The organism is Microbacterium sp. NPDC019599 (assembly GCF_040632175.1).
Classification (GTDB): domain Bacteria; phylum Actinomycetota; class Actinomycetes; order Actinomycetales; family Microbacteriaceae; genus Microbacterium.
Window position 1 is genome coordinate 258,763 of the sequence record NZ_JBEYBL010000004.1, and the last position, 25,855, is coordinate 284,617.

Annotated in this window: 22 protein-coding genes; 11 read left to right on the plus strand and 11 right to left on the minus strand. The window is 67.7% G+C overall.

What is annotated here, in order from left to right; all coding sequences use genetic code 11:
- Positions 1-74 precede the first annotated feature (74 nt).
- Positions 75-866: an MBL fold metallo-hydrolase gene (locus tag ABZ477_RS09950; protein ID WP_360131698.1), complete on the plus strand. Its 792-nt coding sequence runs from the start codon at positions 75-77 to the stop codon at positions 864-866.
- 108 nt (positions 867-974) lie between these two features.
- A complete protein-coding gene (gene lysS, locus ABZ477_RS09955; protein ID WP_360131701.1) occupies positions 975-2,504 on the plus strand; it encodes a lysine--tRNA ligase in 1,530 nt (509 codons plus the stop codon).
- 17 nt (positions 2,505-2,521) lie between these two features.
- On the opposite strand, the gene ABZ477_RS09960 is transcribed toward lysS, so the two are convergent.
- A complete protein-coding gene (locus ABZ477_RS09960) occupies positions 2,522-3,646 on the minus strand; it encodes a DUF4192 family protein (RefSeq protein WP_360131704.1) in 1,125 nt (374 codons plus the stop codon).
- Between the two features lie 120 nt (positions 3,647-3,766).
- Between ABZ477_RS09960 and ABZ477_RS09965 the strand changes: the two genes are divergently transcribed.
- From ABZ477_RS09965 to ABZ477_RS09975, 3 genes are all read left to right on the plus strand, one after another.
- A complete protein-coding gene (locus ABZ477_RS09965) occupies positions 3,767-3,964 on the plus strand; it encodes a hypothetical protein (RefSeq protein WP_360131707.1) in 198 nt (65 codons plus the stop codon).
- A 63-nt stretch (positions 3,965-4,027) separates the two neighbouring features.
- Positions 4,028-5,494, plus strand: coding sequence for a cardiolipin synthase (cls, locus tag ABZ477_RS09970; protein ID WP_360131710.1), 1,467 nt, complete (start codon positions 4,028-4,030; stop codon positions 5,492-5,494).
- Between the two features lie 129 nt (positions 5,495-5,623).
- Positions 5,624-6,352, plus strand: coding sequence for a hypothetical protein (locus ABZ477_RS09975; RefSeq protein ID WP_360131713.1), 729 nt, complete (start codon positions 5,624-5,626; stop codon positions 6,350-6,352).
- A gap of 131 nt (positions 6,353-6,483) precedes the next feature.
- Here the strand turns inward: ABZ477_RS09975 and ABZ477_RS09980 are convergent, their stop codons facing one another.
- Both ABZ477_RS09980 and ABZ477_RS09985 read right to left on the minus strand, forming a co-directional pair.
- The gene (locus tag ABZ477_RS09980) at positions 6,484-6,714 is read right to left on the minus strand and encodes a helix-turn-helix domain-containing protein (RefSeq protein WP_360131716.1); all 231 of its coding nucleotides are present in this window, start codon (positions 6,712-6,714) and stop codon (positions 6,484-6,486) included.
- Positions 6,711-7,433: a hypothetical protein gene (locus ABZ477_RS09985; protein WP_360131719.1), complete on the minus strand. Its 723-nt coding sequence runs from the start codon at positions 7,431-7,433 to the stop codon at positions 6,711-6,713. Before ABZ477_RS09985 ends, ABZ477_RS09980 begins: the two co-directional genes overlap by 4 nt.
- A 182-nt stretch (positions 7,434-7,615) precedes the next feature.
- Here ABZ477_RS09985 and ABZ477_RS09990 point away from each other — a divergent pair, with 182 nt between their 5' ends.
- The gene (locus tag ABZ477_RS09990; protein ID WP_360131721.1) at positions 7,616-10,138 is read left to right on the plus strand and encodes an ATP-dependent Clp protease ATP-binding subunit; all 2,523 of its coding nucleotides are present in this window, start codon (positions 7,616-7,618) and stop codon (positions 10,136-10,138) included.
- A 73-nt stretch (positions 10,139-10,211) separates the two neighbouring features.
- Here ABZ477_RS09990 and ABZ477_RS09995 read toward each other — a convergent pair whose 3' ends face one another.
- The 3 genes from ABZ477_RS09995 to ABZ477_RS10005 are packed head-to-tail and all read right to left on the minus strand — an operon-like array spanning position 10,212 to position 13,223.
- Positions 10,212-11,039 (minus strand): carbohydrate ABC transporter permease, encoded by an 828-nt coding sequence (locus tag ABZ477_RS09995; RefSeq protein ID WP_360131724.1) that lies wholly within the window; start codon positions 11,037-11,039, stop codon positions 10,212-10,214.
- Complete coding sequence (locus ABZ477_RS10000; RefSeq protein WP_360131726.1) at positions 11,036-12,013, minus strand: sugar ABC transporter permease; 978 nt, start codon at positions 12,011-12,013, stop codon at positions 11,036-11,038. Before ABZ477_RS10000 ends, ABZ477_RS09995 begins: the two co-directional genes overlap by 4 nt.
- A gap of 58 nt (positions 12,014-12,071) precedes the next feature.
- Positions 12,072-13,223, minus strand: a complete 1,152-nt coding sequence (locus tag ABZ477_RS10005) for an extracellular solute-binding protein (protein WP_360131729.1) — start codon at positions 13,221-13,223, stop codon at positions 12,072-12,074.
- Positions 13,224-13,642: 419 nt separating this feature from the next.
- Here ABZ477_RS10005 and ABZ477_RS10010 point away from each other — a divergent pair, with 419 nt between their 5' ends.
- The 5 genes from ABZ477_RS10010 (at position 13,643) to ABZ477_RS10030 (ending at position 20,513) form a co-directional block, all read left to right on the plus strand.
- Entirely contained in the window at positions 13,643-14,284 is a 642-nt protein-coding gene (locus ABZ477_RS10010) for a hypothetical protein (RefSeq protein WP_360131732.1), read from the plus strand.
- A 17-nt stretch (positions 14,285-14,301) separates the two neighbouring features.
- Complete coding sequence (locus tag ABZ477_RS10015; protein WP_360131735.1) at positions 14,302-16,845, plus strand: hypothetical protein; 2,544 nt, start codon at positions 14,302-14,304, stop codon at positions 16,843-16,845.
- A gap of 229 nt (positions 16,846-17,074) precedes the next feature.
- Positions 17,075-18,193, plus strand: a complete 1,119-nt coding sequence (locus ABZ477_RS10020) for an ROK family transcriptional regulator (protein WP_360131738.1) — start codon at positions 17,075-17,077, stop codon at positions 18,191-18,193.
- Positions 18,190-19,479, plus strand: a complete 1,290-nt coding sequence (locus ABZ477_RS10025) for a 6-phospho-beta-glucosidase (protein WP_360131741.1) — start codon at positions 18,190-18,192, stop codon at positions 19,477-19,479. The genes ABZ477_RS10020 and ABZ477_RS10025 overlap by 4 nt, the downstream gene beginning before the upstream one ends.
- Complete coding sequence (locus ABZ477_RS10030; RefSeq protein WP_360131744.1) at positions 19,467-20,513, plus strand: BadF/BadG/BcrA/BcrD ATPase family protein; 1,047 nt, start codon at positions 19,467-19,469, stop codon at positions 20,511-20,513. The genes ABZ477_RS10025 and ABZ477_RS10030 overlap by 13 nt, the downstream gene beginning before the upstream one ends.
- Before the next feature lie 72 nt (positions 20,514-20,585).
- Here the strand turns inward: ABZ477_RS10030 and ABZ477_RS10035 are convergent, their stop codons facing one another.
- The 5 genes from ABZ477_RS10035 to ABZ477_RS10055 all read right to left on the minus strand — a co-directional run bounded on the left by ABZ477_RS10035 (position 20,586) and on the right by ABZ477_RS10055 (position 25,854).
- Positions 20,586-21,413, minus strand: a complete 828-nt coding sequence (locus ABZ477_RS10035) for a carbohydrate ABC transporter permease (protein WP_360131724.1) — start codon at positions 21,411-21,413, stop codon at positions 20,586-20,588.
- Positions 21,410-22,387 carry a sugar ABC transporter permease gene (locus ABZ477_RS10040; protein ID WP_360131726.1) on the minus strand — a complete coding sequence of 326 codons (978 nt, stop codon included), beginning with the start codon at positions 22,385-22,387 and terminating at the stop codon, positions 21,410-21,412. Before ABZ477_RS10040 ends, ABZ477_RS10035 begins: the two co-directional genes overlap by 4 nt.
- Before the next feature lie 58 nt (positions 22,388-22,445).
- Positions 22,446-23,597: an extracellular solute-binding protein gene (locus ABZ477_RS10045; RefSeq protein WP_360131729.1), complete on the minus strand. Its 1,152-nt coding sequence runs from the start codon at positions 23,595-23,597 to the stop codon at positions 22,446-22,448.
- A gap of 113 nt (positions 23,598-23,710) precedes the next feature.
- Entirely contained in the window at positions 23,711-25,123 is a 1,413-nt protein-coding gene (locus ABZ477_RS10050) for a protein O-GlcNAcase (RefSeq protein ID WP_360131747.1), read from the minus strand.
- Positions 25,120-25,854: an SIS domain-containing protein gene (locus ABZ477_RS10055; protein ID WP_360131750.1), complete on the minus strand. Its 735-nt coding sequence runs from the start codon at positions 25,852-25,854 to the stop codon at positions 25,120-25,122. Before ABZ477_RS10055 ends, ABZ477_RS10050 begins: the two co-directional genes overlap by 4 nt.
- Position 25,855 lies beyond the last annotated feature (1 nt).

Sequence of the window (25,855 nt, forward strand, 5' to 3'; positions counted from 1 at the left end):
CCCGAGGACGTCCGTCTGAAGGACCCACGAACATCTTGACTGCCGAGCCGGCTCGGCGGAACCTCGGAGGGCGCATGCACATCACGCGGATCGGCGGCCCCACGGTCTTCATCGAGTGGTCGGGATGGCGCATCCTGACGGATCCGACCTTCGACCCGCCGGGGCGCACGTACTCGTTCGGGCTGGGGACGAGCTCGACCAAGCAGGTGGGCCCCGCCCTGCCGCTCGACGCGCTCGAGCCGATCGACATCGCGCTCGTGAGCCACCACGGCCATGCCGACAACCTCGACGATGCAGGCCGTGAGGGGCTCGAGAGGGCGACGACCGTCCTCACGACGCAGGCCGGTGCGAGGGCCCTGTCGCACCCCGACATCCGCGGGCTCGCGGCGGGCGAATCCGTCACCCTCGGAGCACCCGGCAAGCCGGACCTCACGATCACGGCGACCCCCGGTCGTCACGGCGCGGCCGTCACGCGTCCCATCGTCGGCCCCGTCATCGGCTTCGCGCTCGCGCTGGACGGCGCCGCGCGACCGGGCCTGTGGGTGACGGGCGACACGGTGATCTCGGGCGCTGTGCGCCGCTATGCCCAGGACCTGGCCCCCGAGGTCGCGATCGTCCACGTCGGCGCCGTCCGCTTCGGCATCACGGGCCCCCTCCGCTACACGATGGACGTCAAGGAGGCGATCGAGCTGATCGAGCTGGCCCGTCCCGACGTCGTCGTGCCGACCCACGTCGAGGGGTGGAGCCACTTCTCGGAGCAGGAGGATGCTGCGCGCCGCGCGTTCGCGGCCGCTCCGGCGGGCGTCGCCGACCGCGTGCGCTGGGCGCCGCTCGGCGAAGCGCTGGATCCCGCTGCGGCCGGCTGAGTCCGCGCTCGGGGCCGGGCCTGCTGAGGGTCACCGGCCCGCTCCCCGGCGGGCGCCCAGGAGCCCGTCGATAGACTGGGCGGCGACTTTTCCGAGGAGCCCCCTGCGATGACTGACACGAGCGCGCCCGCTGCATCCCCCGTCGACGAGACGACCGACGACGATATCTTCGAGCAGAAGGCCGTGCGTCTGGCGAAGCGCGAGCGTCTCATCGAGGAGAGGGCGGATGCCGCCGGCGGTGCCTACCCCGTCACGGTTCCTGTGACCGACACCATCCCGGAGCTCCGCGCGCGCTACGGCGAGCTGGAGGCGGGCGCCGAGACCGGTGTGACCGCGGCCGTTGCGGGCCGCATCGTCTTCAGCCGGAACACCGGCAAGCTGTGCTTCGCGACGCTCCAGTCGGGCGACGGCAGCCGGATCCAGGCCATGGTCTCGCTCGCGGCCGTGGGCGACGAGTCGCTGCAGCGCTGGAAGGAGCTCGTCGACCTCGGCGACCACGTCTTCGTCAGCGGCGAGGTCATCTCGAGCCGCCGCGGCGAGCTGTCGATCATGGTGTCCGACTGGACGATCGCGTCGAAGGCGATCCTGCCGCTGCCGAACATGTACTCGGAGCTGAGCGAGGAGAGCCGCGTCCGCAGCCGCTTCCTCGACCTCATCGTGCGCGACCGTGCACGAGAGACGGTCGTGGCGCGCTCGAAGGCCAACGCGAGCCTTCGGCGCACCTTCGCCGACCGCGGCTTCATCGAGGTCGAGACGCCCATGCTGCAGGTGCAGCACGGCGGAGCGTCGGCCCGGCCGTTCATCACGAAGTCCAACGCGTTCGACACCGACCTCTACCTGCGCATCGCGCCCGAGCTCTTCCTCAAGCGCGCCGTCGTGGGCGGTCTCGACCGCGTGTTCGAGATCAACCGCAACTTCCGCAACGAGGGTGCGGACTCCACGCACAGCCCCGAGTTCGCGATGCTCGAGGCCTACCAGGGATACACCGACTACAACGGCATCGCCGACCTGACGCAGGCGCTCATCCAGGATGCCGCGATCGCCGTCACCGGGTCGACCACCGTCACCTGGGCCGACGGCACCGAGTACGACCTGGGCGGGCAGTGGGACCGGCTCTCGATGTACGGCTCGCTGTCGGAGGCGGCCGGCCGCACGATCACTCCGGAGACGCCGTTCGAGGACCTCGTCGCGCTCGCCGAGGCGGAGGGTGTGGACCTTCCGCCGCACGCGATCCACGGGAAGCTCGTCGAGGAGCTGTGGGAGCACTTCGTCAAGCCGGGCCTCGTGCGCCCGACCTTCGTCATGGACTTCCCCCTCGACACGAGCCCGCTCGTGCGCGAGCACCGCTCGATCGAGGGCGTCGTCGAGAAGTGGGACCTCTACGTCCGCGGCTTCGAGCTCGCGACGGGCTACTCGGAGCTCATCGATCCCGTCATCCAGCGCGAGCGCTTCGTCGAGCAGGCGAAGCTCGCGGCCCGTGGCGATCTCGAGGCCATGCGGATCGACGAGGAGTTCCTGCGCGCCATGGAGCACGGCATGCCGCCCATGGGCGGCATGGGCATGGGCATCGATCGCCTGCTCATGGCGATCACAGGGCTCGGCATCCGCGAGACGATCCTCTTCCCGCTCGTCAAGTAGCCGAGGGCGACGGGCGCTCACGCGCGCCGGAACGCCCAGTCGGGCAGGTGCCCGGCGTGCACGAAGGACTGGACGATCTCACCCAGCCCGTGCTCGGGTTCGATGTCGCACGCCTGCTGTGCGTACAACTCCGCGTGGGTCGAGCGTCCGAGCGCCCACGAGAGCCACGCGCACGTCGCGAGGGGTCCGGGTCGCATGTCGCGCGGCGCCACGGCAGCCGCCTGGCGAGCGAGGGCGAGCGCGCGCTCCAGGCGGTCGACCTCGGGGCGCGGTCCCTCGCCCCACATCTGCATCGCGAGGTGGGCGGGATACTCCTCTCCCGCCTCCCACCGCAGCTGCGCGTCGAACGCCTCGTCGCCCGCCGCAAGGCCGCCGCACCAGTCCACGAGAGCGATGTCGCGCAGCGCCGGCCGGGACAGGCACCAGACCAGCGCCGCCGCGTCGTACGGCGCGAGGTCGCCGGCGTCCCAACGCAGCACGTCCTCGAAGAGTGCCGGAAGGTCGTCGAGCCGGCACACCGTCGCGAGGGCGAGCGGGTCGACACGAGCCTCCGCAGTCGGGGCGTCGCCCGTCGCATCCGGTCCGCACAGCAGCCCCACGGCGTCGGCGAGGCTGCTCAGGGCACGCGCGACGTCGTCGCGCTCCCCATCCTCGACCGCGGGCAGTTCCGTTCCGGCGGCCTGATCGCCGGCTCCGACCTCCAGGTGCTCCGCGCCGGGCGGCTCGTCCCCGAGGTCGGCGAGGGGATGCCCGCTCAGCGGAAGCTCCGGGTCGAGATAGGACCCCCACGCATCGGCGGCCACGCACAGCGAGTCGGTGACACGGAGGCCGCATTCGTCGGCCCGATCGACGAGGGCCGACGAGAGCGCCGTGCGCGGCATCCCGTCGGCGAAGCCCTCGTCGGTGTAGACGATCGCGGCGACGGCGTCGGCATCGGGGAGACGGCACACCATCCCGATGACGGTCGCGGCGACCGCGTCCGCGGGCTCGAGGGGGCCCGGGAGGTCGACGCGCATGGCGCCGAGGCTGCGCGAGCCGGCGAATGGGATGAGCACGAGGCTCCGCGTCGGGCGGTAGCCGAGCATGCGGGGGACAAGGGCGAGGAACTGCGCCGCGTTGGCGGCTTTCACGATGGTCGTCATGCGTCGAGGCTCGCCGTGCGCACGGTCCGCGAACGGATCGATTCGCCGGCGTTCCACAACTGATGCTCGGACGTCGTCGGTGCAGGAGAGGCCGACGTCCCGGCCGCGTATCCTTGACGGGTGGAGAACTACTGGGTCGCCGTCTTCTGGTCGCTGCTGCCGACCGTCGTCGTGAGCGCCCTGTTCTTCTGGATCCTGCACAGCATCCTGCGCGCGGACCGCACCGAGCGGCGCGCCTACGCCCGCATCGAGGCCGAGCAGCGCGCCAAGCGGGGACTGCCGCCGGCCGACGCCGCGGCATCCGACGCTCCCCGCTGACGTCCGGCGCGGGCACTACGCTGGGCTCACCGCCGGCAGGCGGGTGGTGAGGGGGCGACCGGGGTGATCACGATCACGTTCGACGCCTCGTGGTGGCTCTGGCTCGTCTTCTTCTTCGATCTGATCGTCCGCATCCTCGCGATCATCATCGTGCCGCGCAACCGCCGTCCGACCTCGGCCATGGCCTGGCTGCTGGCGATCTACTTCATCCCGATCATCGGCGTCTTCCTCTTCCTGCTGATCGGCAACCCGCGCCTGCCGCGCAAGCGCCGGCGCAAGCAGGAGCGCATCAACGAGTACATCCACGACACGAGCGCCCACCTCGACTTCGGCACGCTGCGACCGCACGCGCCGGAGTGGTTCACCTCGATGGTCTCGCTCAACCGCAACCTCGGCGCGATGCCGCTCGCGGGCGACAACGGCGCGCACCTCATCTCGGACTACCAGGAGAGCCTCGACGCGATGGCCAACGCCATCCGAGAGGCCGAGCGCTACGTGCACGTCGAGTTCTACATCCTGCAATCGGATGCCTCGACCGACAACTTCTTCCGCGCGCTCGAGGAGGCGACCGACCGCGGTGTCACCGTGCGGGTCCTGCTGGATCACTGGGCCAACCGCGGAAAGCCCTTCTACAGGCACACGATCAAGCGACTCACCGCGATGGGCGCTCAATGGCACCTGATGCTTCCGGTGCAGCCGTTCAAGGGGAAGTACCAGCGGCCCGACCTGCGCAACCACCGGAAGCTCCTCGTGGTGGACGGGCGCGTCGCGTTCATGGGGTCGCAGAACGTGACCGACTCGACGTACAACCTCCGGAAGAACATCAGGCGCGGTCTGCACTGGGTCGACCTCATGGTGCGTGTCGAGGGTCCGGTCGTGGCATCCGTGAACGCCGTGTTCCTCAGCGACTGGTACAGCGAGACCGATGAGACGCTGACCGACGAGATCGACCTCTTCGAGGTCACGCCCGGCCCCGGCGACCTCGACTGCCAGATCGTCCCATCCGGGCCCGGATTCGAGTTCGAGAACAATCTGCGCCTCTTCCTCGGCCTCATGTACTACGCGCAGCGCAAGGTCATCGTCGTGAGCCCCTACTTCGTGCCCGACGAAGCCCTCCTGCTCGCGATCACGACGGCGTGCCACCGCGGACTGCAGGTCGAGCTCTTCGTCTCGGAAGAGGGCGATCAGGCCGTCGTCTACCACGCCCAGCGCAGCTACTACGAGGTCCTGCTGCGGGCCGGGGTCAAGATCTGGATGTACCGGAGGCCGTACATCCTGCACTCGAAGTCGATGACGATCGACGACGAGGTCACGATCATCGGGTCGAGCAACATGGACATGCGCTCGTTCGGTCTCAACATGGAGGTCTCGATGCTCGTGCGCGGCGAGGAGTTCATCCGCGAGATGCGCGCCGTCGAGCAGCACTATCGGGACCTCAGCCGCGAGCTGACGCTCGAAGAGTGGGAGAAGCAGCCGCTCCGCTCAACAGTGCTCGACAACCTCGCACGCCTGACGTCCGCGCTTCAGTGAACTCCCGGCGACTCGTGACCGGGGCGTGACCCGAAAGCCTGTCGACGAACCCCTGATCACGCCATGATGGAACCGGCCCGGCCAGCGGCATCGCCGAGTCGCAGCATCCGTCCATCGAAAGGCTTGACCATGGCACGTTCCACCCTCGCCGGCCTCGGGTCCCTCGCTCTTGCAGCGCTCCTCCTGTCGGGCTGCGCGACCGCGAGCCAGAATCCGGCCTCGAACCCGGAGCCGTCGGAGACCGACGAGACCGTCGCCCCCGATCCTGACCTCGGGGCGGCGTGGCTCGACAGCGGCCGGATGATCGGGCTCGTGACCGTCGGAAGCTCGACCTGCATCCCGCAGGCCGAGACCGCCGAGCTGAAGGACGGAACGCTCGAGGTCACGCTCGTCGAGCCGGAGGAGGACGAGGCCTGCACGATGGACCTCGTGCCGCGCGTGACGCTCGTGGGCGTGCCGGAGGACGTCGATCCTGCCCAGAACCTGCCGATCAGCGTCACGGGCGACGACTACCTCGGCGAGGTCGAGCTCGCGGGCGTCGCAGGCCTCGAGCCCGGCGGCGAGACGGACTACCTGCCGAGCGCCGGCTGGGCCACCGTGCAGGGACAGTTCGTGATCCTCACGTGGGGCTCGTCGTCGTGCGCCCCCGTCATCCAGGATGTCGCGGCGACCGGCCCGGCCGAGGTCACCGTCACGTACGAGACGCCCGCCGAGGACCAGGTCTGCACGATGGATATGGCGCCCCGCGCCGCCGTCACGGCCGTCAACGGCCTCGAAGAGAGCTCCGACGTCCAGGCGATCCTCACCGGCGGCGAGTTCGACGACGTCACCATCCCCATCTACGGTGTGAACGCCTGACCGACACGATTCGGGATGCTGTGCCCTGCGGCATCCCGGATCTCCATCGTCGGATCTTCACGGCTCGGTCGGAGGGACGGTCGGCCATCCTCCGACCTTGACGCGATGCTCCGACGTCGACCCGCCGGCCGTCAGTCGGCGCGGACGAGGAGCTCGCCGATCTCGCAGTCCAGGGCGCGGCAGATGGCAGAGAGCGTCGAATAGCGGATCGCCCGGGCCCGGTCGTTCTTGAGGACCGAGAGGTTAACGACCGAGACGCCGACGAGCTCCGACAGGTGGGTCAGCGTCATGCCGCGCTCGTCGAGCAGCTCGTCGAGGCGGCAGTGGACTCCCGAGGGCCCGTCGTCCTCGGCGGGGCTCACACGAGCGCCTCGGTGTCGTGCTGCATGCGCGTGCCGATGCGGAACGCCGCAGCGACGAGGGCGAGGCCGAGTGCCCAGCCGATCGGTGCGAGATCGAGCCCGAGCGTGAAGTACGCCAGGGCCCCGGTGCCCTCGTCGTCGGTGGTCACGGCGGCGTTGCCGAGATAGTCGACGACGGCCGCGCGCCCGAATGCGGCGGCGGCCTGACCTCCGATCCCGCCCACGCCGATCGCGATCGCCGCGATGACGATCGCCGTCGGGACGGCCCGCACGAACGGACGCTCCCGGATCAGCGCGATGGCGAGCCAGGTGACCGCGACGCCGATGCAGATCGCGGCGAGCGCCGGCAGAGCGCCCTCGAGGAACAGAAGCCATCGAGCACCGACCGGAACACCGGTGACATCGAGCCACGCCGACTCGTACCCGCTGGACGCGACGAGCTCGATGCCCTCGAGCCGATCGATGGGCGAGCCCCAGTACGGCATGCGGGGAACCTGAAGGGGGTCGCTGCCGAAGGTGAGCACTCCCGTGCTCACGAGCGTCAGGACTCCGCCGACGACCGTCACCATCGCGCCGGCGCCGATGAGCGACGCGGTCCAGGACTCGGCCCTCGACAGGCTGCCCGAACCGGGGGCGCGCCTGCCTGCGAGGACGGCGATCAGGACGGTGACGATCACGATGGGGACGGCGACCCACAGCGCGAAGAACTCCAGCGGCACGCCGCATCCCCCATATCGATAAACGTTGTTATCGACAAACGATATGGTCTCGGAACCGCCGACACAAGGGGTCACCGCGCTATGCCGACGGCGAACACCGGCATGCGGCATCCGGTCGCTCGTTACCCTCTTTGGTAAGGCGCCACCAGTGCACCCGCATCAGTAACGCCCGGAGGAGAACGATGTTCGAGAGATTCACGGATCGTGCCCGTCGTGTGGTCGTCCTCGCCCAAGAAGAGGCGAAGATGCTCAACCACAACTACATCGGCACGGAGCACATCCTGCTCGGCCTCATCCACGAGGGCGAAGGCGTCGCCGCCAAGGCCCTCGAGAGCCTGGGCATCTCGCTCGACGCCGTGCGCGAGCAGGTGCAGGACATCATCGGCCAGGGCCAGCAGCAGCCGACGGGGCACATCCCGTTCACGCCGCGCGCCAAGAAGGTCCTCGAGCTCTCACTGCGCGAGGCGCTGCAGCTGGGCCACAACTACATCGGCACGGAGCACATCCTGCTCGGCCTCATCCGCGAGGGTGAGGGCGTCGCAGCCCAGGTGCTCGTGAAGCTCGGCGCCGACCTCAACAAGGTCCGCCAGCAGGTCATCCAGCTGCTGTCGGGATACCAGGGCAAGGAGCCGGCGGCTGTCTCGGGCGCCGCGCACGAGAGCCAGCAGTCCGCTCAGGGCGGGTCGCAGGTGCTCGACCAGTTCGGCCGCAACCTCACGCAGGCCGCGCGCGAGAACAAGCTCGACCCGGTCATCGGGCGCGAGAAGGAGATCGAGCGCGTCATGCAGATCCTGTCGCGCCGCTCGAAGAACAACCCCGTCCTCATCGGCGAGCCGGGCGTCGGCAAGACCGCCGTCGTCGAGGGCCTCGCGCAGGCGATCGTCAAGAACGACGTCCCCGAGACGCTGAAGGACAAGCAGCTCTACTCGCTCGACCTCGGATCGCTCATCGCCGGCTCCCGCTACCGGGGCGACTTCGAAGAGCGGCTGAAGAAGGTCACGAAGGAGATCCGCACGCGCGGCGACATCATCGTCTTCATCGACGAGATCCACACCCTCGTGGGTGCCGGTGCCGCCGAGGGCGCGATCGACGCCGCGTCGATCCTCAAGCCCCTCCTCGCCCGCGGCGAGCTCCAGACGATCGGTGCGACGACGCTGGACGAGTACCGCAAGCACTTCGAGAAGGATGCTGCCCTCGAGCGCCGCTTCCAGCCGATCCAGGTCGCCGAGCCGTCGCTGCCGCACGCGATCAACATCCTGAAGGGTCTGCGCGACCGCTACGAGGCGCACCACAAGGTGCAGATCACGGACGGTGCGATCGTCGCCGCCGCCAACCTCGCCGACCGCTACATCTCGGACCGGTTCCTGCCTGACAAGGCGATCGACCTGATCGACGAGGCCGGCGCGCGCCTCCGCCTGTCGATCCTGTCGTCGCCGCCCGAGCTGCGCGAGTTCGACGAGCGCATCGCGAAGGTGCGCCAGGACAAGGAGCAGGCCTCCGAGGACCAGGACTTCGAGAAGGCCGCGAGCCTGCGCGACGAGGAGAAGTCGCTCCTCGCCGAGCGCCTCCGGCTCGAGAAGCAGTGGCGCAGCGGCGACGTCGCGTCCCACGCCGTCGTCGACGAGGGCCTCATCGCCGAGGTGCTCGCCCAGGCCACCGGCATCCCGGTCTTCAAGCTGACCGAGGAGGAGTCGAGCCGTCTCGTCTTCATGGAGAAGGCGCTGCACCAGCGCGTCATCGGCCAGGAAGAGGCGATCGCCGCGCTGTCCAAGACGATCCGCCGCCAGCGCGCGGGCCTCAAGGACCCCAAGCGTCCGAGCGGTTCCTTCATCTTCGCCGGCCCCACGGGCGTCGGAAAGACCGAGCTCGCCAAGGCGCTCGCGGAGTTCCTCTTCGACGACGAGGCTGCGCTCATCTCGCTCGACATGTCGGAGTTCGGTGAGAAGCACACCGTCTCGCGGCTGTTCGGCGCCCCTCCCGGATTCGTCGGATTCGAAGAGGGCGGCCAGCTCACCGAGAAGGTGCGCCGCAAGCCGTTCTCGGTCGTGCTCTTCGACGAGATCGAGAAGGCCCACCCCGACATCTTCAACTCGCTCCTGCAGATCCTCGAGGAGGGTCGTCTGACCGACGGTCAGGGTCGCGTCGTCGACTTCAAGAACACCGTCATCATCATGACGACCAACCTCGGCGCGCGTGACATCGCGGGCGGTCCGGTCGGGTTCCAGGTCGAGGGCGACACGGCGACGTCGTACGACCGCATGAAGGGCAAGGTCAACGAAGAGCTCAAGCGGCACTTCAAGCCCGAGTTCCTCAACCGCGTCGACGACATCATCGTCTTCCCGCAGCTGTCCAAGGAGGAGCTCGTCCAGATCGTCGATCTGTTCACGAAGCGCCTCGGCGAGCGCCTGCTCGACCGTGACATGACGATCGAGCTGACGCAGGCCGCCAAGGAGCGCCTCATCGAGATCGGCTTCGACCCCGCGCTCGGCGCCCGGCCCCTGCGCCGCGCGATGCAGCACGAGGTGGAGGACCGGCTCAGTGAGCGGATCCTCCACGGCCAGCTCGAGACGGGTGACCACATCACGGTCGATGCGAAGAACGGCGAGTTCATCTTCGAGAACGGCCCGCGCGGCGAGAAGGTCGCCGTCGGCGTCGTCTCGACGCCGGAGATCTCGGCGACGCCGGATCTCGCGGCGAACGCGTAAGGCGTCGGCCCGGAGGGGTTGGTACGACGGAGAGCGGATGCTGTGGCATCCGCTCTTCGTGGTTTGTGGGTTGTTATTTGATGCTGCCGGCGGTGAGGCCTTCGGTGATCTGTTTGTTGAAGGCGATGTAGATGATGATCATCGGGATGGTGACGATGGAGAGTGCGGAGAAGAGCAGGCTGTAGTCGGTGACGTAGCGGCTGGAGAAGGCGAGCAGTCCGGTGGGGATGGTTTTGAGTTCGTCGTCTTGGATGTAGAGCAGGGCGAGGAGGAATTCGTTCCAGCAGGACAGTGCGGAGAACACGGCGACGGTGGCCAGTCCGGGGCGGAGGAGGGGGATGGCGATCATGCGGAAGATGCGGAAGTCTCCGGCGCCGTCGATGCGGGCGGCTTCGAAGAGTTCTTCGGGGATGGCGTCGAGGAACACTTTGAGGAGGTAGGTCGCCAGCGGCAGGCCCATGGCGGTGTAGGGGATGATGAGCGCCCAGTAGGTGTCGGTCAGGCCGAGGCTGGTGAAGATCGTGCTCTGCGCGATGAAGTAGGACTGCAGGGGCAGGATCAGGCCGAGTGAGAGCAGCCCGAGCAGGAGTTTCGCGCCGCGGAAGCGGTAGCGGCTGAACGCGAACGCGGCGGCGGAGGCGAGGAGCAGGATCGCGAGGACTGACACGGAGGTGACGATCGCGCTGTTGAGGGCGTAGCGGCCGATGTTGCCGACTTCCCATGCCTGCGCCCAGATCGTGAAGTCGAATCCTGTGGGCAGGGAGAACGGTGTGGTGAAGATCTCGGCGTTGCTTTTGAAGCTGGAGAGGACCATCCACACGAGTGGGATGAAGAAGACCAGTGCCAGGGTGGCCAGCCCGATGTAGACGAGGCTTCGGCCGAGGCGGATGGCGGGGTTCATCGGACCAGCTCCAGGGTGTTGACGGGTGCCGTGGTCACGGCCGGTGCGGGCGGCGGGGTGTGCGCGGCTCGGCGCGGCGGGCGATCCGGGCGTTCGCGCCGCTCGCTGCGCTCGGCGCGGCGGCGGATGGCGGTTGCGGTGAGGCCGATGGCGACGACGACGGCGGTGAGGACGACGGCCATCGCGGAGCCGTAGCCGACTTGGCCGGTGTGGAACACGGACTGCACGAGGTAGGTGGTGGGGATCTCGGTCGCGTGGTAGGGGCCGCCGTTGGTGAGGACGTAGAACAGGTCGAAGGACTGGAAGCCGCCGGTGACGCAGAGCAGGATCGCGACTTCGATGGAGGTGCGGATGATCGGCACCCGCACGCGCCAGAAGATCGTGCTTTCGCGGGCGCCGTCCAGGCGTGCGGCTTCGACGACCTCGGTGGGCACCTGGCGGAGCGCGGCGTAGAAGATCGTCATGTAGAAGCCGGCGTAGACCCAGCCCGAGACGAGGCAGATCGCCAGGAGCGCGGTCTGCTCGTCGCCGAGCCAGACGCGGGTGAAGTCTTCGAGGCCGAACGCGCGCAGGGCGCCGTTGACGAGGCCGAAGTCGGGGTTGTAGACGAACGACCACAGCACGGCGACGACGACCATGGGGAGCATGACGGGGGTGAAGATCGCGACGCGGAACCACAGCGAACCGCGTTTGACCGTGATCGCGATGCCGGCCAGCACGAGTCCGAGCAGCACCTCGACGACGAGGGTCACGAGGATGTAGACGACGACGTTGACGAACGACTGCTGGAAGACGGTGTCGCCGAAGGCCTCGAGGTAGTTGTCGAGGCCGACGAACACGGCGTCGCTGTAGCCGTCCCAGTCGGTCAGGCTGTAGGCGCCGGTGAAGACGAACGGCATGAGCACCGCGAAGCCGAAGACGGCCAGCGCGGGTGCGATGAACAGATAGGGGGCGAGGGGTCGGTGCGCCCTCATGGCATCCTCCGGTCGTGCGTGTGCGGGACCGAGGGGTCTGCTCGGTCCCGCACAGGGCTTACTTGGCGAGCTGCTCCTGCAGCTGGGTGAGGGCGTCCTGCGCGGTCGTGCGACCGCCCAGGACCTCGGCGAGGCTGCGGTAGAAGGCGTCTGCGACGTCCAGGTCGTAGCCGGTGTCCGGGGGGCTGATGACGACCTCGGACTCGGACAGGAGCGAGTTCAGGCGGATGGTGCGCTCGTCGATCGTGTCGGACGCGGTCGCGGTGACGGGAACGGCCTCGGCCTCGATGAAGGCCTGCGTGTTCTCGGCCGAGCCCAGCAGCGCGAGGAACTCGGCTGCCTTCTCCTGCTTCGCGTCATCGCTCTCGGCGTTGACGACATACCCGGTGACGACGCCGATGACGCTGTCGGGGTCGGCTTCGGCGGGCATCGCCGGCAGGTTGACGAAGTCGAAGTCGAGGTCGGGGGCCTCGTCGATCGCCCAGCTGACCAGCCACGAGCCGATCGCGTGCATCGCGGCCTTGCCCTGGAAGAACAGCTGCGCGCCCTCGTTGTCGTCGATCGCGTTGACCGACTCGTTGACGCACTTGTGCTCGGCGAGCTGCTCGACATAGCCGAACGCGTCCTGCCACTGGGGCGCGCTGAAGTCCGCCTGACCGCTGAGCGCCTTGTCGTACTCCTCGTGGCCCACCACGCGCGAGACCAGGTGGGCGAGCCAGTTGCCCGCGGCCCAGAGGTCCTTGTTGCCCGAAGCGATCGGGATGACACCGTCCGCGCTGAGCGCGTCGCACGCGTCGAGCAGCTCGTCCCACGTGGTGGGCGCCTGAATGCCGGCGGCGTCGAGGATCTCGGTGTTGTACCACAGCACGTTCGTGACGTCGGCGATGTGCGGCACCATCAGCACCCGGCCATCGACCGTCGCGGCGCCGTACTGGCCCTCGTCCAGGACACCGGTCAGCGGGCCGTCCTCGATGAACGGGGTCAGGTCGGCGACGAACCCGTCCGCGTCACGCTGAAGCAGACGATTGCCGACCCACTCGAAGTAGACGTCCGGGGCGTTGCGGCCGTTCAACAGGTTCGGCAAGCCGATCGTCTGGTACATGTCGTCGTCCTGGAAATTCAGGTCGACCTTCCAGCCGTCGTTCTCAGCCTCGAACTGCTCCGCGACCGACTCCCAGACACGGATCTGCGCCTCACCAGGCGAACCCATCGCAATCCGAAGAGTCTTGTCATCAGCGCCCGACGCGCCCGCGGCGCAACCGGCGAGCGCGACCGTCGCGACGCCCGCCAAGGCGACCGCGGTGGCGGTGTGCAGGTGCTTCCTCGCCGCGAATGCGGCTGTGTCTGCCCGATGCGGGCGGGCATGTGCGGCTCTGCGCATGGTGTCTCCTGTAGTTAGTAAACTTTCCTATCCGAAGTTAGACGCTCGTCACGGTTCTGTCAATGACGAGGACCACGCGGATGGAAAACGCCACGAGCCGCCGCTCCGTAGTGGGCCGACGCCTGGAGGCGCCTCACGGACTCCCGCTGTTCGCATCCGCCGGCCGGCGAGACGTTGACGCGAAGCCGACCGTTGACACATCGACCCACCGCCAGTACGGTTCAGTGATAGTAAAGTTTCCTAACTTGGTGGATGCCGCGGCTCAGCGGAGTGGCGAAAGCTCGCAGCAACCATCGATCGGGATTCGGAAACACATCGAAGCAGCACAACTGGGAAGGAAAACCATGCGCTTCAAATGGAAACCAGCGGTTCTCACCGTCGCCGTACTCGTCGGCCTCACGGGAGCGGTGCCGTCAGCATTCGCTGCTCCGCCTGCCCCGGCGGCCCAGTCACAGCACGCCACGGTGCTGTACACCTACGATGAGGCTCTCAATGAGCTCGGTTCATCCGATGCAGAGATCTCTGTGAAGATGTACATCGGCTTCGTTCAGGACGCGACCTACCACCCCGGTACGGCGAACCCGGGTGTCGACATGCCGACAGAGCTGTCCAACGCCAACACCTTCGTCAACTACCAGTTCGACGTGAAGCCGTCTCTTTTCCCGTCGCTTCGCGGTGTGAACACCTCGGTGCTCGACCACAGCCGCAAGTACCTGTGGATCGGCACGGATGAGGGCGTCACGAAGATCCACCTCAAGAGCAACAAGATGACGGAGTACACGACAGCCGGCCACCAGCTCGTCGACGACAAGGTGCTGCTGCTCATCTCCGATGGCGACAAGGGCGTCTTCGCGATCACGGAATCCGGCGTTGCCCGGATTCACCAGTGAGGAAGGGTAGCGACTCCATGTCGATCATGAACAAGAACATCAAGAAGGTGATCGGCTGCGCCGCAGCCGCCGCTTTGCTGATCTCGCTTCCTGCTGTGCCCGCACTTGCGGCCAAGCCGGAGGCCACCGCGTTCTCGGCGGTCAAGCTGGAACCGGTTCGCACGAAGGAGGTGACCTACTACGGGCCCGGGGCGACAACGCCGAAGATCCAGTGGGTGACCGACGCGAAGGCGCCGGCATTCCTCCCGGCGGCAGCGACCGCTGATGTCACGAGCGTGGTGAAGGACGCTCAGGGCGTCTACTGGATCGGAACCCTGAACGGACTGCAGCGCGTCAACTTCGAAGAAGCAGACGAGCGCGACATCGTGCAGTACTTCGCGGGACCCCGCTACCTGTTCGATGGTGACGATCACGTGACGGCGCTGGCCAGTGACGGACAGGGCGGTGTGTGGGTTCAGAATGCGCGAGGCATCACGCACATTGCGATGCCGTTCAAGACGCTGGCGGAGAAGGCCACCGCCTATGAGGACATCATTCAGGCGGTTCATGACCGTAGAGGGATGACCTCGGACGCAGGGTTCACCTTCACGCCCACCGACGCAGCACGCGGGATCAACTACAGCGACGGCACGTTCACGTCACATGCAGGTACGGACGACAACGACGGACTGTGGACGGCGATGTACGCCATCGGTGAGATCTACCGTTACAAGACGCTGCTCGAGCAGGGCGGCTCGCAGGCGGAGATCGCGGCGGCGAAGAGCGCTGCACTTCGCGCCACGAAAGCGGTGCTGCTGCTCGACTACGTGTCCGGCCGTGGCAATGGCTTCCCGGCGCGCTCGTACATGTTGACGAGTGAAGCAGGCGCACGGACATCTGACGGCACGGACTTCGGCTACCAGAGCCAGAATGGATTCTGGTTCCATCCGGTGATGGACGGCTCGCCGAACCCGAACGGCATCATCCCGACCATGGAGCGCTTCGATGAGGACGGCCAGCTCATCGAGCCGATCGGCTACTCGATCGTCCGTGTGACCGGCGATGCGATGACCAAGATCGGCGGCAAGCTGTTCCCCTCCGGTGGAGACGCCGAGACGAACTACAACGGTCTCACGCTGACGGCGGATGCGGTCACGAAGCTGAACGCTTCGCGACCTGCCGGTGCGCAGCTGGGCACGGACATCTATGTGAAGGTGAGCGACACGGCGCAGCAGGTGCTTCCTGTCATCACCTCGGCCACCAACACGAAGAAGAAGCCGGGCGCTGACACCACGACGAGCGCTGCGAATCCGGCCTTGTTCCAGCTGACCGTGCCGGTCTACGAGCAGATCCCGACGTTCTTCAACGACTTGTTCCCGCAGTCGGCGATCAAGGACGGCCACATTGATCTGAGCCAGATCGTCTACAAGGCAGACACGTCGTCTGATGAAGTCATCGGACACTATTCTCTGTTCTTCGCAGCCAGCGAGTTCCTGGTGGGCGACAGCCAGGATCCGGAGATGCTCGCGCTCAAGGGCATCCTCGAGCAGACGACCGAGCGCATGACCGATCTGATCCTGAAGGACGACCACTTCTACATCGAAGATGCGACGGGCAAGTCGACTCTCTGGTCCAAGTGGTTCGCCAAGTACTTCAACGACACGACCGGTGCGATGGAGCAGCGTCCGGAATGGGCCGCCCACGTCGGCGTCGACGCGAACGGCGACGATTCGCTTTCATACGGCTATGAAGATGCGCCGCTGAATGCGCTGGAAGTGATGTCCATCCTCAAGACCGCCGGCAACATCATCGGCAAGCAGGAGTACAAGGACGCCTATGACGCGCTGTTCGACGCTTCGGGATACAGCAAGGAAGAGCCATATATCAACGGCAAGGGGTATATCGGCATGGCGCACGAGTACATCGACCGCCGTCTCGTCCGGCAGGCGACGAATGCATACGGGACCAACAACAATGAATTGGTGACGCCGGGCAACTATGAAGCCGCCTATGCCGAAGCCGGTGCCAACATCCAGGCTCGTTCCAACATCAACGCCACTCTGCACAATGATTGGACGCAGTACATCAACTACTCCGACGAGGAGTTGGCTTGGTTCGCGCTGTACCCGCTCATTCTGCAGGAGAACGATCCGACCAAGCGTCCGCAGATCGTCGCGGCATTCGATCAGTGGTATGCGAATGAGGTGCGGGAGGAGAACCCGTACTACACGTTCCTGTACCAGCTGGCGCACCCGGAGCGGAAGGACATCGATCTGCAGTCGGCCGTTCGATACCTGTCTCGGCAGTACGAATATCAGATCGAGTTCCCTGTGCAGATGGACCGCCAGGATGTCTTCTACATCGAGCCGGGCGACCGCGACAAGTCCGGCAAGCAGACGAACTACGTGCTGCCGCCTGACGAGCGACGTGCGATGAAGAACAACGGCAATCCGTTCAAAGTCGAGGGCCAGACGGCGGGTGTTTATCCCAATTACGATTACACCAATGGCCGGTTCGTCATGGGATTCACGTTCACGCTGCCTTACTGGATGGGTCGTTACCACGGCATCATCAAGGAGTAGCGCGACGCGAGTCGCATGAGAAGGCCACCACACCGGCGCGTAACAACGTCGTGTGGTGGCCTTCTCCGTTTATGTATGAAGAGCACGAATCCGGGTTTGACACCTTGGCCAGTGGTCATTACTCTTAAGATAGTAAAGTTTCCTAACTTCGCGGAGGATCCCGGTGAACACATCGGTACCAGGCGACAGCCGCGGGCCGGCGCCCGCATTGCCAGGCTTGCTGCGCACGATGAACAACCGTGTCGTGCTCGACCTTCTGATCGAGCACGACACGTTGAGCCGCAGCGACGTGCGCACGCTGACAGGGCTCTCGAAGCCCACCGCCTCGTCGCTGCTTCAGCGGCTCGAAGAGAGCGGCCTCGTGCGCCCGAGCGGGCTGGGCGATACCGGCCCCGGAGGCCGTGCGCCGCAGCTCTACCGCATCAATCCGACCGCCGGGTACGCCGCCGCCGTCGACGTACGCCCCGGGAGCGTGTGGGTGCGCATCTCGAACATCGCGGGGGCCATCGTCGCGGAGCGTCTGGAAGAGAACGATCAGGCCGCAAACGGCCCTGACAGTGCCGCCGCCATCCTGCGGTCCTGCTGCGACACGGCAGGACTCTCCCCCGCCCAGCTCGACGCGATCGTCGTCAGCGTGCCCGGTTCCTACGACATCGCGACCGACACCCTCAGCTACGTCGACCATCTGCCAGGCTGGCAGCGCCCCTCGGTCGCCGCCGAGCTGCGGACGCTGTTCCCCAATGCGTCGGTCGCCGTCGAGAACGACGTGAATCTCGCCGCGATCGCCGAGCGGCATTCCGCCCGCGGAGAGTCCGACAGCTTCTTCCTCTTCTGGCTTGGTGATGGCGTCGGCGGAGCGATCATGATCGACGGGGCGCTTCATCGCGGCAGTCGCGGCGCGGCCGGCGAGGCCGCATTCCTGCTCATCCCCGGTGCCGTGCTCGATGCGGATAGTCGCAGAGACGGAGCGCTCGAGCGCCTCGTCGGCGATGAGGCGCTGCGCGGGCTCGCCGCGGGAGCCGGGCACGAGGCGGCAACCGCACCCCAGGCGCTCAGCGCACTGCTCGATGATCCCGCCGCAGCGCCCGCCCTCGCCGAGCTCTGCAACCGCTACGCGTGCGCCATCGCCTCGGTGATCGCATTGCTCGACCCGGCGCGTATTGTGCTCGCCGGCAAGCTCGCGCGGCTCGGCGGCGAAAGGCTGCGCGCCGAGGTCGCCCTGCAGCTCGCCGCGATCATGCCGGCGGCACCCCAGCTCGCCGTCACCGTGGCGACCGACACTCCGATCCTCGACGGCGCGATGGTCATGAGCCTCGGGATCGCACGCGACCGGGTGTTCACGACATGAGCGGGCGGCGCATCCGGCTGGCCGTCGTGGGCGGCGGCTCGACCTACACTCCCGAGCTCGCGGACGGCATCGCTCGGCTCGGCAAGACCCTCCCCGTCGAGGAGCTCGTGCTGGTGGACCCTGACCCCGCACGCATCGAGGTCGTCGCGGGGCTCACATCGCGCATACTCGCGGCTGCCGGCAGCACCTGCCGCGTCACCACGACTGCCGACATCTCGGCGGCCGCGGAGGGTGCAGACGCAGTGCTCGTGCAGCTGCGCATCGGCGGGCAGGCCGCGCGCGGTCGCGACGAGAGCTGGCCGCTCGAGTGCGGCTGCATCGGGCAGGAGACGACGGGGGCCGGCGGACTCGCCAAGGCACTCCGCACGATCCCCGTCGTACTCGACATCGCCCGTCAGGTGCGTGCCGTCAACCCCGACGCCTGGATCGTCGATTTCACCAACCCCGTCGGGATGGTGACTCGTGCGCTGCTCGACGACGGGCATCGCGCGGTCGGCCTGTGCAACGTCGCGATCGGCTTCGAGCGGCTCTTCGCTTCGCTGCTCGGCGTCGAACCGGAACGGATCGAGCTCGACCACGCCGGGCTCAACCACCTCAGCTTCGAGCTCGGCGCGCGCATCCGGCACGACGACGGGACAGCCACCGAGGTGCTTGATCGTCTCATCGACGTGCACGGCGAAGCGCTCGTCGACGAGACCGAGCTGCCCCTTCCCCTGCTGCACTCCGAGCGCATCATCCCCTCGTACTATCTGCGCTACTACTTCCAGCACGACGAGCTCGTGTCGCTCGCAGCCGACCGGCCCTCGCGCGCCGCGCAGGTCGCGGCGCTGGAGGCTGAATTGCTCGAGTTGTATGCCGATCCGGCGCTCGACCGCACACCCCCGCAGCTGCGCGGCCGTGGCGGTGCGTACTACTCGGATGCCGCGGTCGGCCTGCTCGCGAGCCTGCTCGGCACGGGCGAAGCACGCGATCACATCGTGAACGTGCGCAACCGCGGCATCCTGCCGTTCCTCGACGACGAGGCGATCATCGAGGTGCGTGCGAAGGTGGGGCCGGACAGCATTCTCCCGCATCCGGTTCCCGCGCCACCCCCACTCGTCTCGGGGCTTGTCGCGCATGTCGCGCGCTACGAGCAACTCGGCGTGGAGGCCGCACTGCACGGCGGTCGCGACCGGGTCGTGCGGGCGCTCCTCGCGCATCCGCTCGTCGGGCAGTATGCGACCGCGCAGGCGCTCGCCGACCGGCTCATCGCCGAGAACAAGGAGTGGCTGCCGTGGGCGCAGTGAACGAACCGCGACTGCTCGCCTTCGACGGCGGCAACAGCAAAACCGACGTGCTGCTCGTCGCGCTCGATGGCACGGTCCTCGCGCGCGCGCGTTCGGGGCCTTTCACACCTCACATCATCGGCGCAGGCCCCGCCGTCGCGACGGTGGCACCTGCCGTGGAGCGCGTGCTCGCGATCGCCGGCCTCACCCATGTCGACCTCGTCGCCGGCTACCTCGCCAACGCCGATCTCCCGGAGGAAGAGGCGGCGATCGCCGACGCGATCGCGTCCCACAGGTGGGCCCCCCGTGTCGAGGTGCACAACGACACCTTCGCCATGCTGCGTGCGGGCACCGACGCCGCAGCGGGCGTTGCGGTCGTCTGCGGGGGCGGCATCAATTGCGTCGGGATCGCGCGCGACGGGCGTCACGTGCGCTTCCCTGCAATCGGCCACGCCACCGGCGATTGGGGCGGCGGGTTCGCGATCGGCGAAGAAGTGCTCTGGCATGCGAGTCGCCACGAGGACGGCCGCGGCCCGGCGACCCTGCTCACCGACCTCGCCGCACGGCACTTCGGATGTGGGTCCGCCGTCGAGATCGCGACAGGCATGCACCTCGGCACCATCGATCGTGATCGATTGCACGAACTTGTGCCGTTGCTGTTCGCCGCGGTCGACGCGGGCGACTCCGTCGCAGCCGGCGTCGTGCAGCGTCAGGCCGAAGAGATCGCACTGCTCGCGACCACGACGATCCGCCGCATCGACGCGCTCGACGTCCCCATCGACATCGTGCTGGGCGGCGGCATGCTCACGAGCCGTCACCCAGCGCTCATCGAGCCCGTGCTCGAACGCATCCGCGAGGTCGCGCCGGGCGCCGTCGTCTCGATCGTCACCGATGCGCCGATCGTCGGCTCCGCGCTGCTCGGCCTCGAGCACCTGGACGCGCTCGTGGGACAACGCGGCTCCGCCGCCGCCCGCCGTGAACGGCTGCGGGCCACGCTGAACACCCCTCACGAAGTCCGCCGGCATGACGTGCCCGACCTCGTGGCCAGCGCATAGCGCCGGGCCCGAGGGCTTGGGTCGGACGGAGAGCGGATGCTGTGGCATCCGCTCTTCGTGGTTTGTGGGTTGTTATTTGATGCTGCCGGCGGTGAGGCCTTCGGTGATCTGTTTGTTGAAGGCGATGTAGATGATGATCATCGGGATGGTGACGATGGAGAGTGCGGAGAAGAGCAGGCTGTAGTCGGTGACGTAGCGGCTGGAGAAGGCGAGCAGTCCGGTGGGGATGGTTTTGAGTTCGTCGTCTTGGATGTAGAGCAGGGCGAGGAGGAATTCGTTCCAGCAGGACAGTGCGGAGAACACGGCGACGGTGGCCAGTCCGGGGCGGAGGAGGGGGATGGCGATCATGCGGAAGATGCGGAAGTCTCCGGCGCCGTCGATGCGGGCGGCTTCGAAGAGTTCTTCGGGGATGGCGTCGAGGAACACTTTGAGGAGGTAGGTCGCCAGCGGCAGGCCCATGGCGGTGTAGGGGATGATGAGCGCCCAGTAGGTGTCGGTCAGGCCGAGGCTGGTGAAGATCGTGCTCTGCGCGATGAAGTAGGACTGCAGGGGCAGGATCAGGCCGAGTGAGAGCAGCCCGAGCAGGAGTTTCGCGCCGCGGAAGCGGTAGCGGCTGAACGCGAACGCGGCGGCGGAGGCGAGGAGCAGGATCGCGAGGACTGACACGGAGGTGACGATCGCGCTGTTGAGGGCGTAGCGGCCGATGTTGCCGACTTCCCATGCCTGCGCCCAGATCGTGAAGTCGAATCCTGTGGGCAGGGAGAACGGTGTGGTGAAGATCTCGGCGTTGCTTTTGAAGCTGGAGAGGACCATCCACACGAGTGGGATGAAGAAGACCAGTGCCAGGGTGGCCAGCCCGATGTAGACGAGGCTTCGGCCGAGGCGGATGGCGGGGTTCATCGGACCAGCTCCAGGGTGTTGACGGGTGCCGTGGTCACGGCCGGTGCGGGCGGCGGGGTGTGCGCGGCTCGGCGCGGCGGGCGATCCGGGCGTTCGCGCCGCTCGCTGCGCTCGGCGCGGCGGCGGATGGCGGTTGCGGTGAGGCCGATGGCGACGACGACGGCGGTGAGGACGACGGCCATCGCGGAGCCGTAGCCGACTTGGCCGGTGTGGAACACGGACTGCACGAGGTAGGTGGTGGGGATCTCGGTCGCGTGGTAGGGGCCGCCGTTGGTGAGGACGTAGAACAGGTCGAAGGACTGGAAGCCGCCGGTGACGCAGAGCAGGATCGCGACTTCGATGGAGGTGCGGATGATCGGCACCCGCACGCGCCAGAAGATCGTGCTTTCGCGGGCGCCGTCCAGGCGTGCGGCTTCGACGACCTCGGTGGGCACCTGGCGGAGCGCGGCGTAGAAGATCGTCATGTAGAAGCCGGCGTAGACCCAGCCCGAGACGAGGCAGATCGCCAGGAGCGCGGTCTGCTCGTCGCCGAGCCAGACGCGGGTGAAGTCTTCGAGGCCGAACGCGCGCAGGGCGCCGTTGACGAGGCCGAAGTCGGGGTTGTAGACGAACGACCACAGCACGGCGACGACGACCATGGGGAGCATGACGGGGGTGAAGATCGCGACGCGGAACCACAGCGAACCGCGTTTGACCGTGATCGCGATGCCGGCCAGCACGAGTCCGAGCAGCACCTCGACGACGAGGGTCACGAGGATGTAGACGACGACGTTGACGAACGACTGCTGGAAGACGGTGTCGCCGAAGGCCTCGAGGTAGTTGTCGAGGCCGACGAACACGGCGTCGCTGTAGCCGTCCCAGTCGGTCAGGCTGTAGGCGCCGGTGAAGACGAACGGCATGAGCACCGCGAAGCCGAAGACGGCCAGCGCGGGTGCGATGAACAGATAGGGGGCGAGGGGTCGGTGCGCCCTCATGGCATCCTCCGGTCGTGCGTGTGCGGGACCGAGGGGTCTGCTCGGTCCCGCACAGGGCTTACTTGGCGAGCTGCTCCTGCAGCTGGGTGAGGGCGTCCTGCGCGGTCGTGCGACCGCCCAGGACCTCGGCGAGGCTGCGGTAGAAGGCGTCTGCGACGTCCAGGTCGTAGCCGGTGTCCGGGGGGCTGATGACGACCTCGGACTCGGACAGGAGCGAGTTCAGGCGGATGGTGCGCTCGTCGATCGTGTCGGACGCGGTCGCGGTGACGGGAACGGCCTCGGCCTCGATGAAGGCCTGCGTGTTCTCGGCCGAGCCCAGCAGCGCGAGGAACTCGGCTGCCTTCTCCTGCTTCGCGTCATCGCTCTCGGCGTTGACGACATACCCGGTGACGACGCCGATGACGCTGTCGGGGTCGGCTTCGGCGGGCATCGCCGGCAGGTTGACGAAGTCGAAGTCGAGGTCGGGGGCCTCGTCGATCGCCCAGCTGACCAGCCACGAGCCGATCGCGTGCATCGCGGCCTTGCCCTGGAAGAACAGCTGCGCGCCCTCGTTGTCGTCGATCGCGTTGACCGACTCGTTGACGCACTTGTGCTCGGCGAGCTGCTCGACATAGCCGAACGCGTCCTGCCACTGGGGCGCGCTGAAGTCCGCCTGACCGCTGAGCGCCTTGTCGTACTCCTCGTGGCCCACCACGCGCGAGACCAGGTGGGCGAGCCAGTTGCCCGCGGCCCAGAGGTCCTTGTTGCCCGAAGCGATCGGGATGACACCGTCCGCGCTGAGCGCGTCGCACGCGTCGAGCAGCTCGTCCCACGTGGTGGGCGCCTGAATGCCGGCGGCGTCGAGGATCTCGGTGTTGTACCACAGCACGTTCGTGACGTCGGCGATGTGCGGCACCATCAGCACCCGGCCATCGACCGTCGCGGCGCCGTACTGGCCCTCGTCCAGGACACCGGTCAGCGGGCCGTCCTCGATGAACGGGGTCAGGTCGGCGACGAACCCGTCCGCGTCACGCTGAAGCAGACGATTGCCGACCCACTCGAAGTAGACGTCCGGGGCGTTGCGGCCGTTCAACAGGTTCGGCAAGCCGATCGTCTGGTACATGTCGTCGTCCTGGAAATTCAGGTCGACCTTCCAGCCGTCGTTCTCAGCCTCGAACTGCTCCGCGACCGACTCCCAGACACGGATCTGCGCCTCACCAGGCGAACCCATCGCAATCCGAAGAGTCTTGTCATCAGCGCCCGACGCGCCCGCGGCGCAACCGGCGAGCGCGACCGTCGCGACGCCCGCCAAGGCGACCGCCGTGGCGAGGGAAAGGCTTCTGTTCATTGTTGTTCTTTCTGGGTGAGGAGCGGCTCTTCAGTGAGCGGCTGTGGTTGCGGGTGGGGGAGATCGTGGGTACGGCAGAGGCCGTCGAGGGTCATGTCGAGCACGTCGCCGAAGATGCGGACGCGCCGCGCGCGGAGGTCGTCGAGGAACGGCCGGAGGACGCGCGGTCCGTCGGTCTCAAGAAGGCCGTCGGCCGTGAGCCGCGCCATGACCTGCATCGCCTCGGCTCCGACGGCGAACGCCTCGATCCAGGGCCGGCTCTCGGCGATGAGCCGCGCGTTCTCGACCGGTCCGTCGAGGAGTCGGCGCGCCGAGGCCGCGAGCCGGTCGGCGAGAGGGCCGAGGATGCGGACAGCCCGGTCCGTGTCGCCGATGAGAAGACCGAAGGTGTGCTCCTCGAGCGCGAACGTCACTTCGGGCGCGTCGAGCTGGCTGAGGCACGACGATCGCGAGTTGTCGGCGAAGTCCCGGTAGGCGTCGGCGTCGCGCCCGGCGACGTCGCGGAGCGCGGCATCCCAGCTCTTCTCGGCGTCGTACTCGGCGGGCGACGCGAGGTAATCGGCGATCGTCGCGATCGCGATCTTGGAGGACTCGAAGCGCTCCATCGCGTTCGCGATGACCCCCTCGGCGTTGCGGGCGAGGTCGGCCGAGCGGCCGCGGTACGGACCGACGTGCAGCTCGTGGCCCATCGCGACGTCGTTGACGGGGTAGTTGTCCCAGTAGGTCGGAGGGTGCCCCGTCGCGCGCGTGAAGACACCGGCATCGGCGGCATCGAGCGTCGCGGAGCAGATCGCCCGGCCCGTCCAGAACAGCGCGATGCCGGCGTCGAGGGTCTGGCCGAGCTCGGCGATGTAGGGCTCGTCGCCATAGCCCCAGTAGTCGGTGGGGCACACGATGAGACTCGCGCCCGGCACACGCGCGCGCAGGCCCTGGAAGACGAGGTTCGCCAGCGTCGCCTGCGCCTCGGCGAGTGACGCGTAGCGCGCGATGTCGGCGTCGTGCTGCAGGCGGCCGGGGACGTCGTCGACGAGCAGCCCGAAGTGCGTGATTCCCAGCGCGGCGACGGATGCCAGCTTGTCGAGGACGCGCTCGGCATCGGCTTCGTCCGAGTACCGGATGCTGAGCCCCGGCGAGAGGCAGTAGATCAGGTCGACGCCGACCGCGGTGCCCGCGGACACGAGTTCTGCGAGATCGGCGAGCGCCTCGGGGCCGTACGGCTGGGCCCAGTCGCGGCGGAGGAAGGGGTCGTCCTTCGGCGAGTACACGAAGCGGTTCATGCCGCGCGCGCCGATGAACCGGATCATCTCGAGGCGATCGGCGTGCGTCCACGGCGTGCCGTAGAAGCCTTCGACGACGCCCCGGATGCCGAACGCCGGCGAGTCGCGCCGCGAGGCGTCGACGACGCTCACCGTCGCTGCTCCAGGAGTGCGCCGTTGATCGCGTCGCCCGTGTCGACATTGCTGCTCGCGTAGACGCGCGGCTCGTGCCCCGCAGCGACGATGAGCCCGACGCTCTGCGCGACGATCGCGTTGACGATCGCGGCTCCGACGGCGGTCGAGGTCGGCGCGACACGGCGGTCGAACCCGGGCACCTCGACGGCGGCATCGCCCAGCTCGCCGCGGTTGTCGATGACGATGTCGGCGATCTCGAAGAGCCGGCGTCCGCCGCCTCGCGGGCTCGTGCCGCGCGAGTGCGTGAGACTCGTGACCGCGATGACAGTGAGGCCCCGGTCGCGTGCTTCGGCCGCGAGCTCGGTCGCGACCTGGTTGCGTCCCGAGTTCGAGAAGACGAGCAGGACGTCGCCGCGCGCCACCCCGTGGTCGTCGAGGAGCTCGCTCGCCAGGCCCGGGAGGCGCTCGAGGCGCGTGCTGAGCGGGGCGTTCGCGTGCAGCATGAGGGCCTCGAAGAGGATCGGCCGCACGTCGACGAGCCCGCCGGCGCGATAGAAGAGCTCTTCCGCGAGCATGTGGGAGTGCCCCGAGCCGAACGCATGGATTTCGCGGCCGCTCCGCAGCGCTGCGGCGACCGCTTCGGCGGCGAGGGCGATCGCATCCCACTGGGTATCGATCACCTCCTGCAGCAGTTCGGTCACGCGCGCGAGATACGAGCGTCCCGGGTCGGCGGAACTCGGTTCGTGCATG

Coding starts and splice junctions, on each gene's coding strand:
- ABZ477_RS09995 (WP_360131724.1), bottom strand. CDS start 11,039: ATGAACCCCGCCATCCGCCTCGGCCGAAGCCTCGTCTACATCGGGCTG.
- ABZ477_RS09990 (WP_360131721.1), top strand. CDS start 7,616: ATGTTCGAGAGATTCACGGATCGTGCCCGTCGTGTGGTCGTCCTCGCC.
- ABZ477_RS10035 (WP_360131724.1), bottom strand. CDS start 21,413: ATGAACCCCGCCATCCGCCTCGGCCGAAGCCTCGTCTACATCGGGCTG.
- ABZ477_RS10005 (WP_360131729.1), bottom strand. CDS start 13,223: ATGGGTTCGCCTGGTGAGGCGCAGATCCGTGTCTGGGAGTCGGTCGCG.
- ABZ477_RS10000 (WP_360131726.1), bottom strand. CDS start 12,013: ATGAGGGCGCACCGACCCCTCGCCCCCTATCTGTTCATCGCACCCGCG.
- ABZ477_RS10040 (WP_360131726.1), bottom strand. CDS start 22,387: ATGAGGGCGCACCGACCCCTCGCCCCCTATCTGTTCATCGCACCCGCG.
- ABZ477_RS10015 (WP_360131735.1), top strand. CDS start 14,302: ATGTCGATCATGAACAAGAACATCAAGAAGGTGATCGGCTGCGCCGCA.
- lysS (WP_360131701.1), top strand. CDS start 975: ATGACTGACACGAGCGCGCCCGCTGCATCCCCCGTCGACGAGACGACC.
- ABZ477_RS09960 (WP_360131704.1), bottom strand. CDS start 3,646: ATGACGACCATCGTGAAAGCCGCCAACGCGGCGCAGTTCCTCGCCCTT.
- ABZ477_RS09975 (WP_360131713.1), top strand. CDS start 5,624: ATGGCACGTTCCACCCTCGCCGGCCTCGGGTCCCTCGCTCTTGCAGCG.
- ABZ477_RS09950 (WP_360131698.1), top strand. CDS start 75: ATGCACATCACGCGGATCGGCGGCCCCACGGTCTTCATCGAGTGGTCG.
- ABZ477_RS10025 (WP_360131741.1), top strand. CDS start 18,190: ATGAGCGGGCGGCGCATCCGGCTGGCCGTCGTGGGCGGCGGCTCGACC.
- ABZ477_RS10020 (WP_360131738.1), top strand. CDS start 17,075: ATGAACAACCGTGTCGTGCTCGACCTTCTGATCGAGCACGACACGTTG.
- ABZ477_RS10045 (WP_360131729.1), bottom strand. CDS start 23,597: ATGGGTTCGCCTGGTGAGGCGCAGATCCGTGTCTGGGAGTCGGTCGCG.
- ABZ477_RS10055 (WP_360131750.1), bottom strand. CDS start 25,854: ATGCACGAACCGAGTTCCGCCGACCCGGGACGCTCGTATCTCGCGCGC.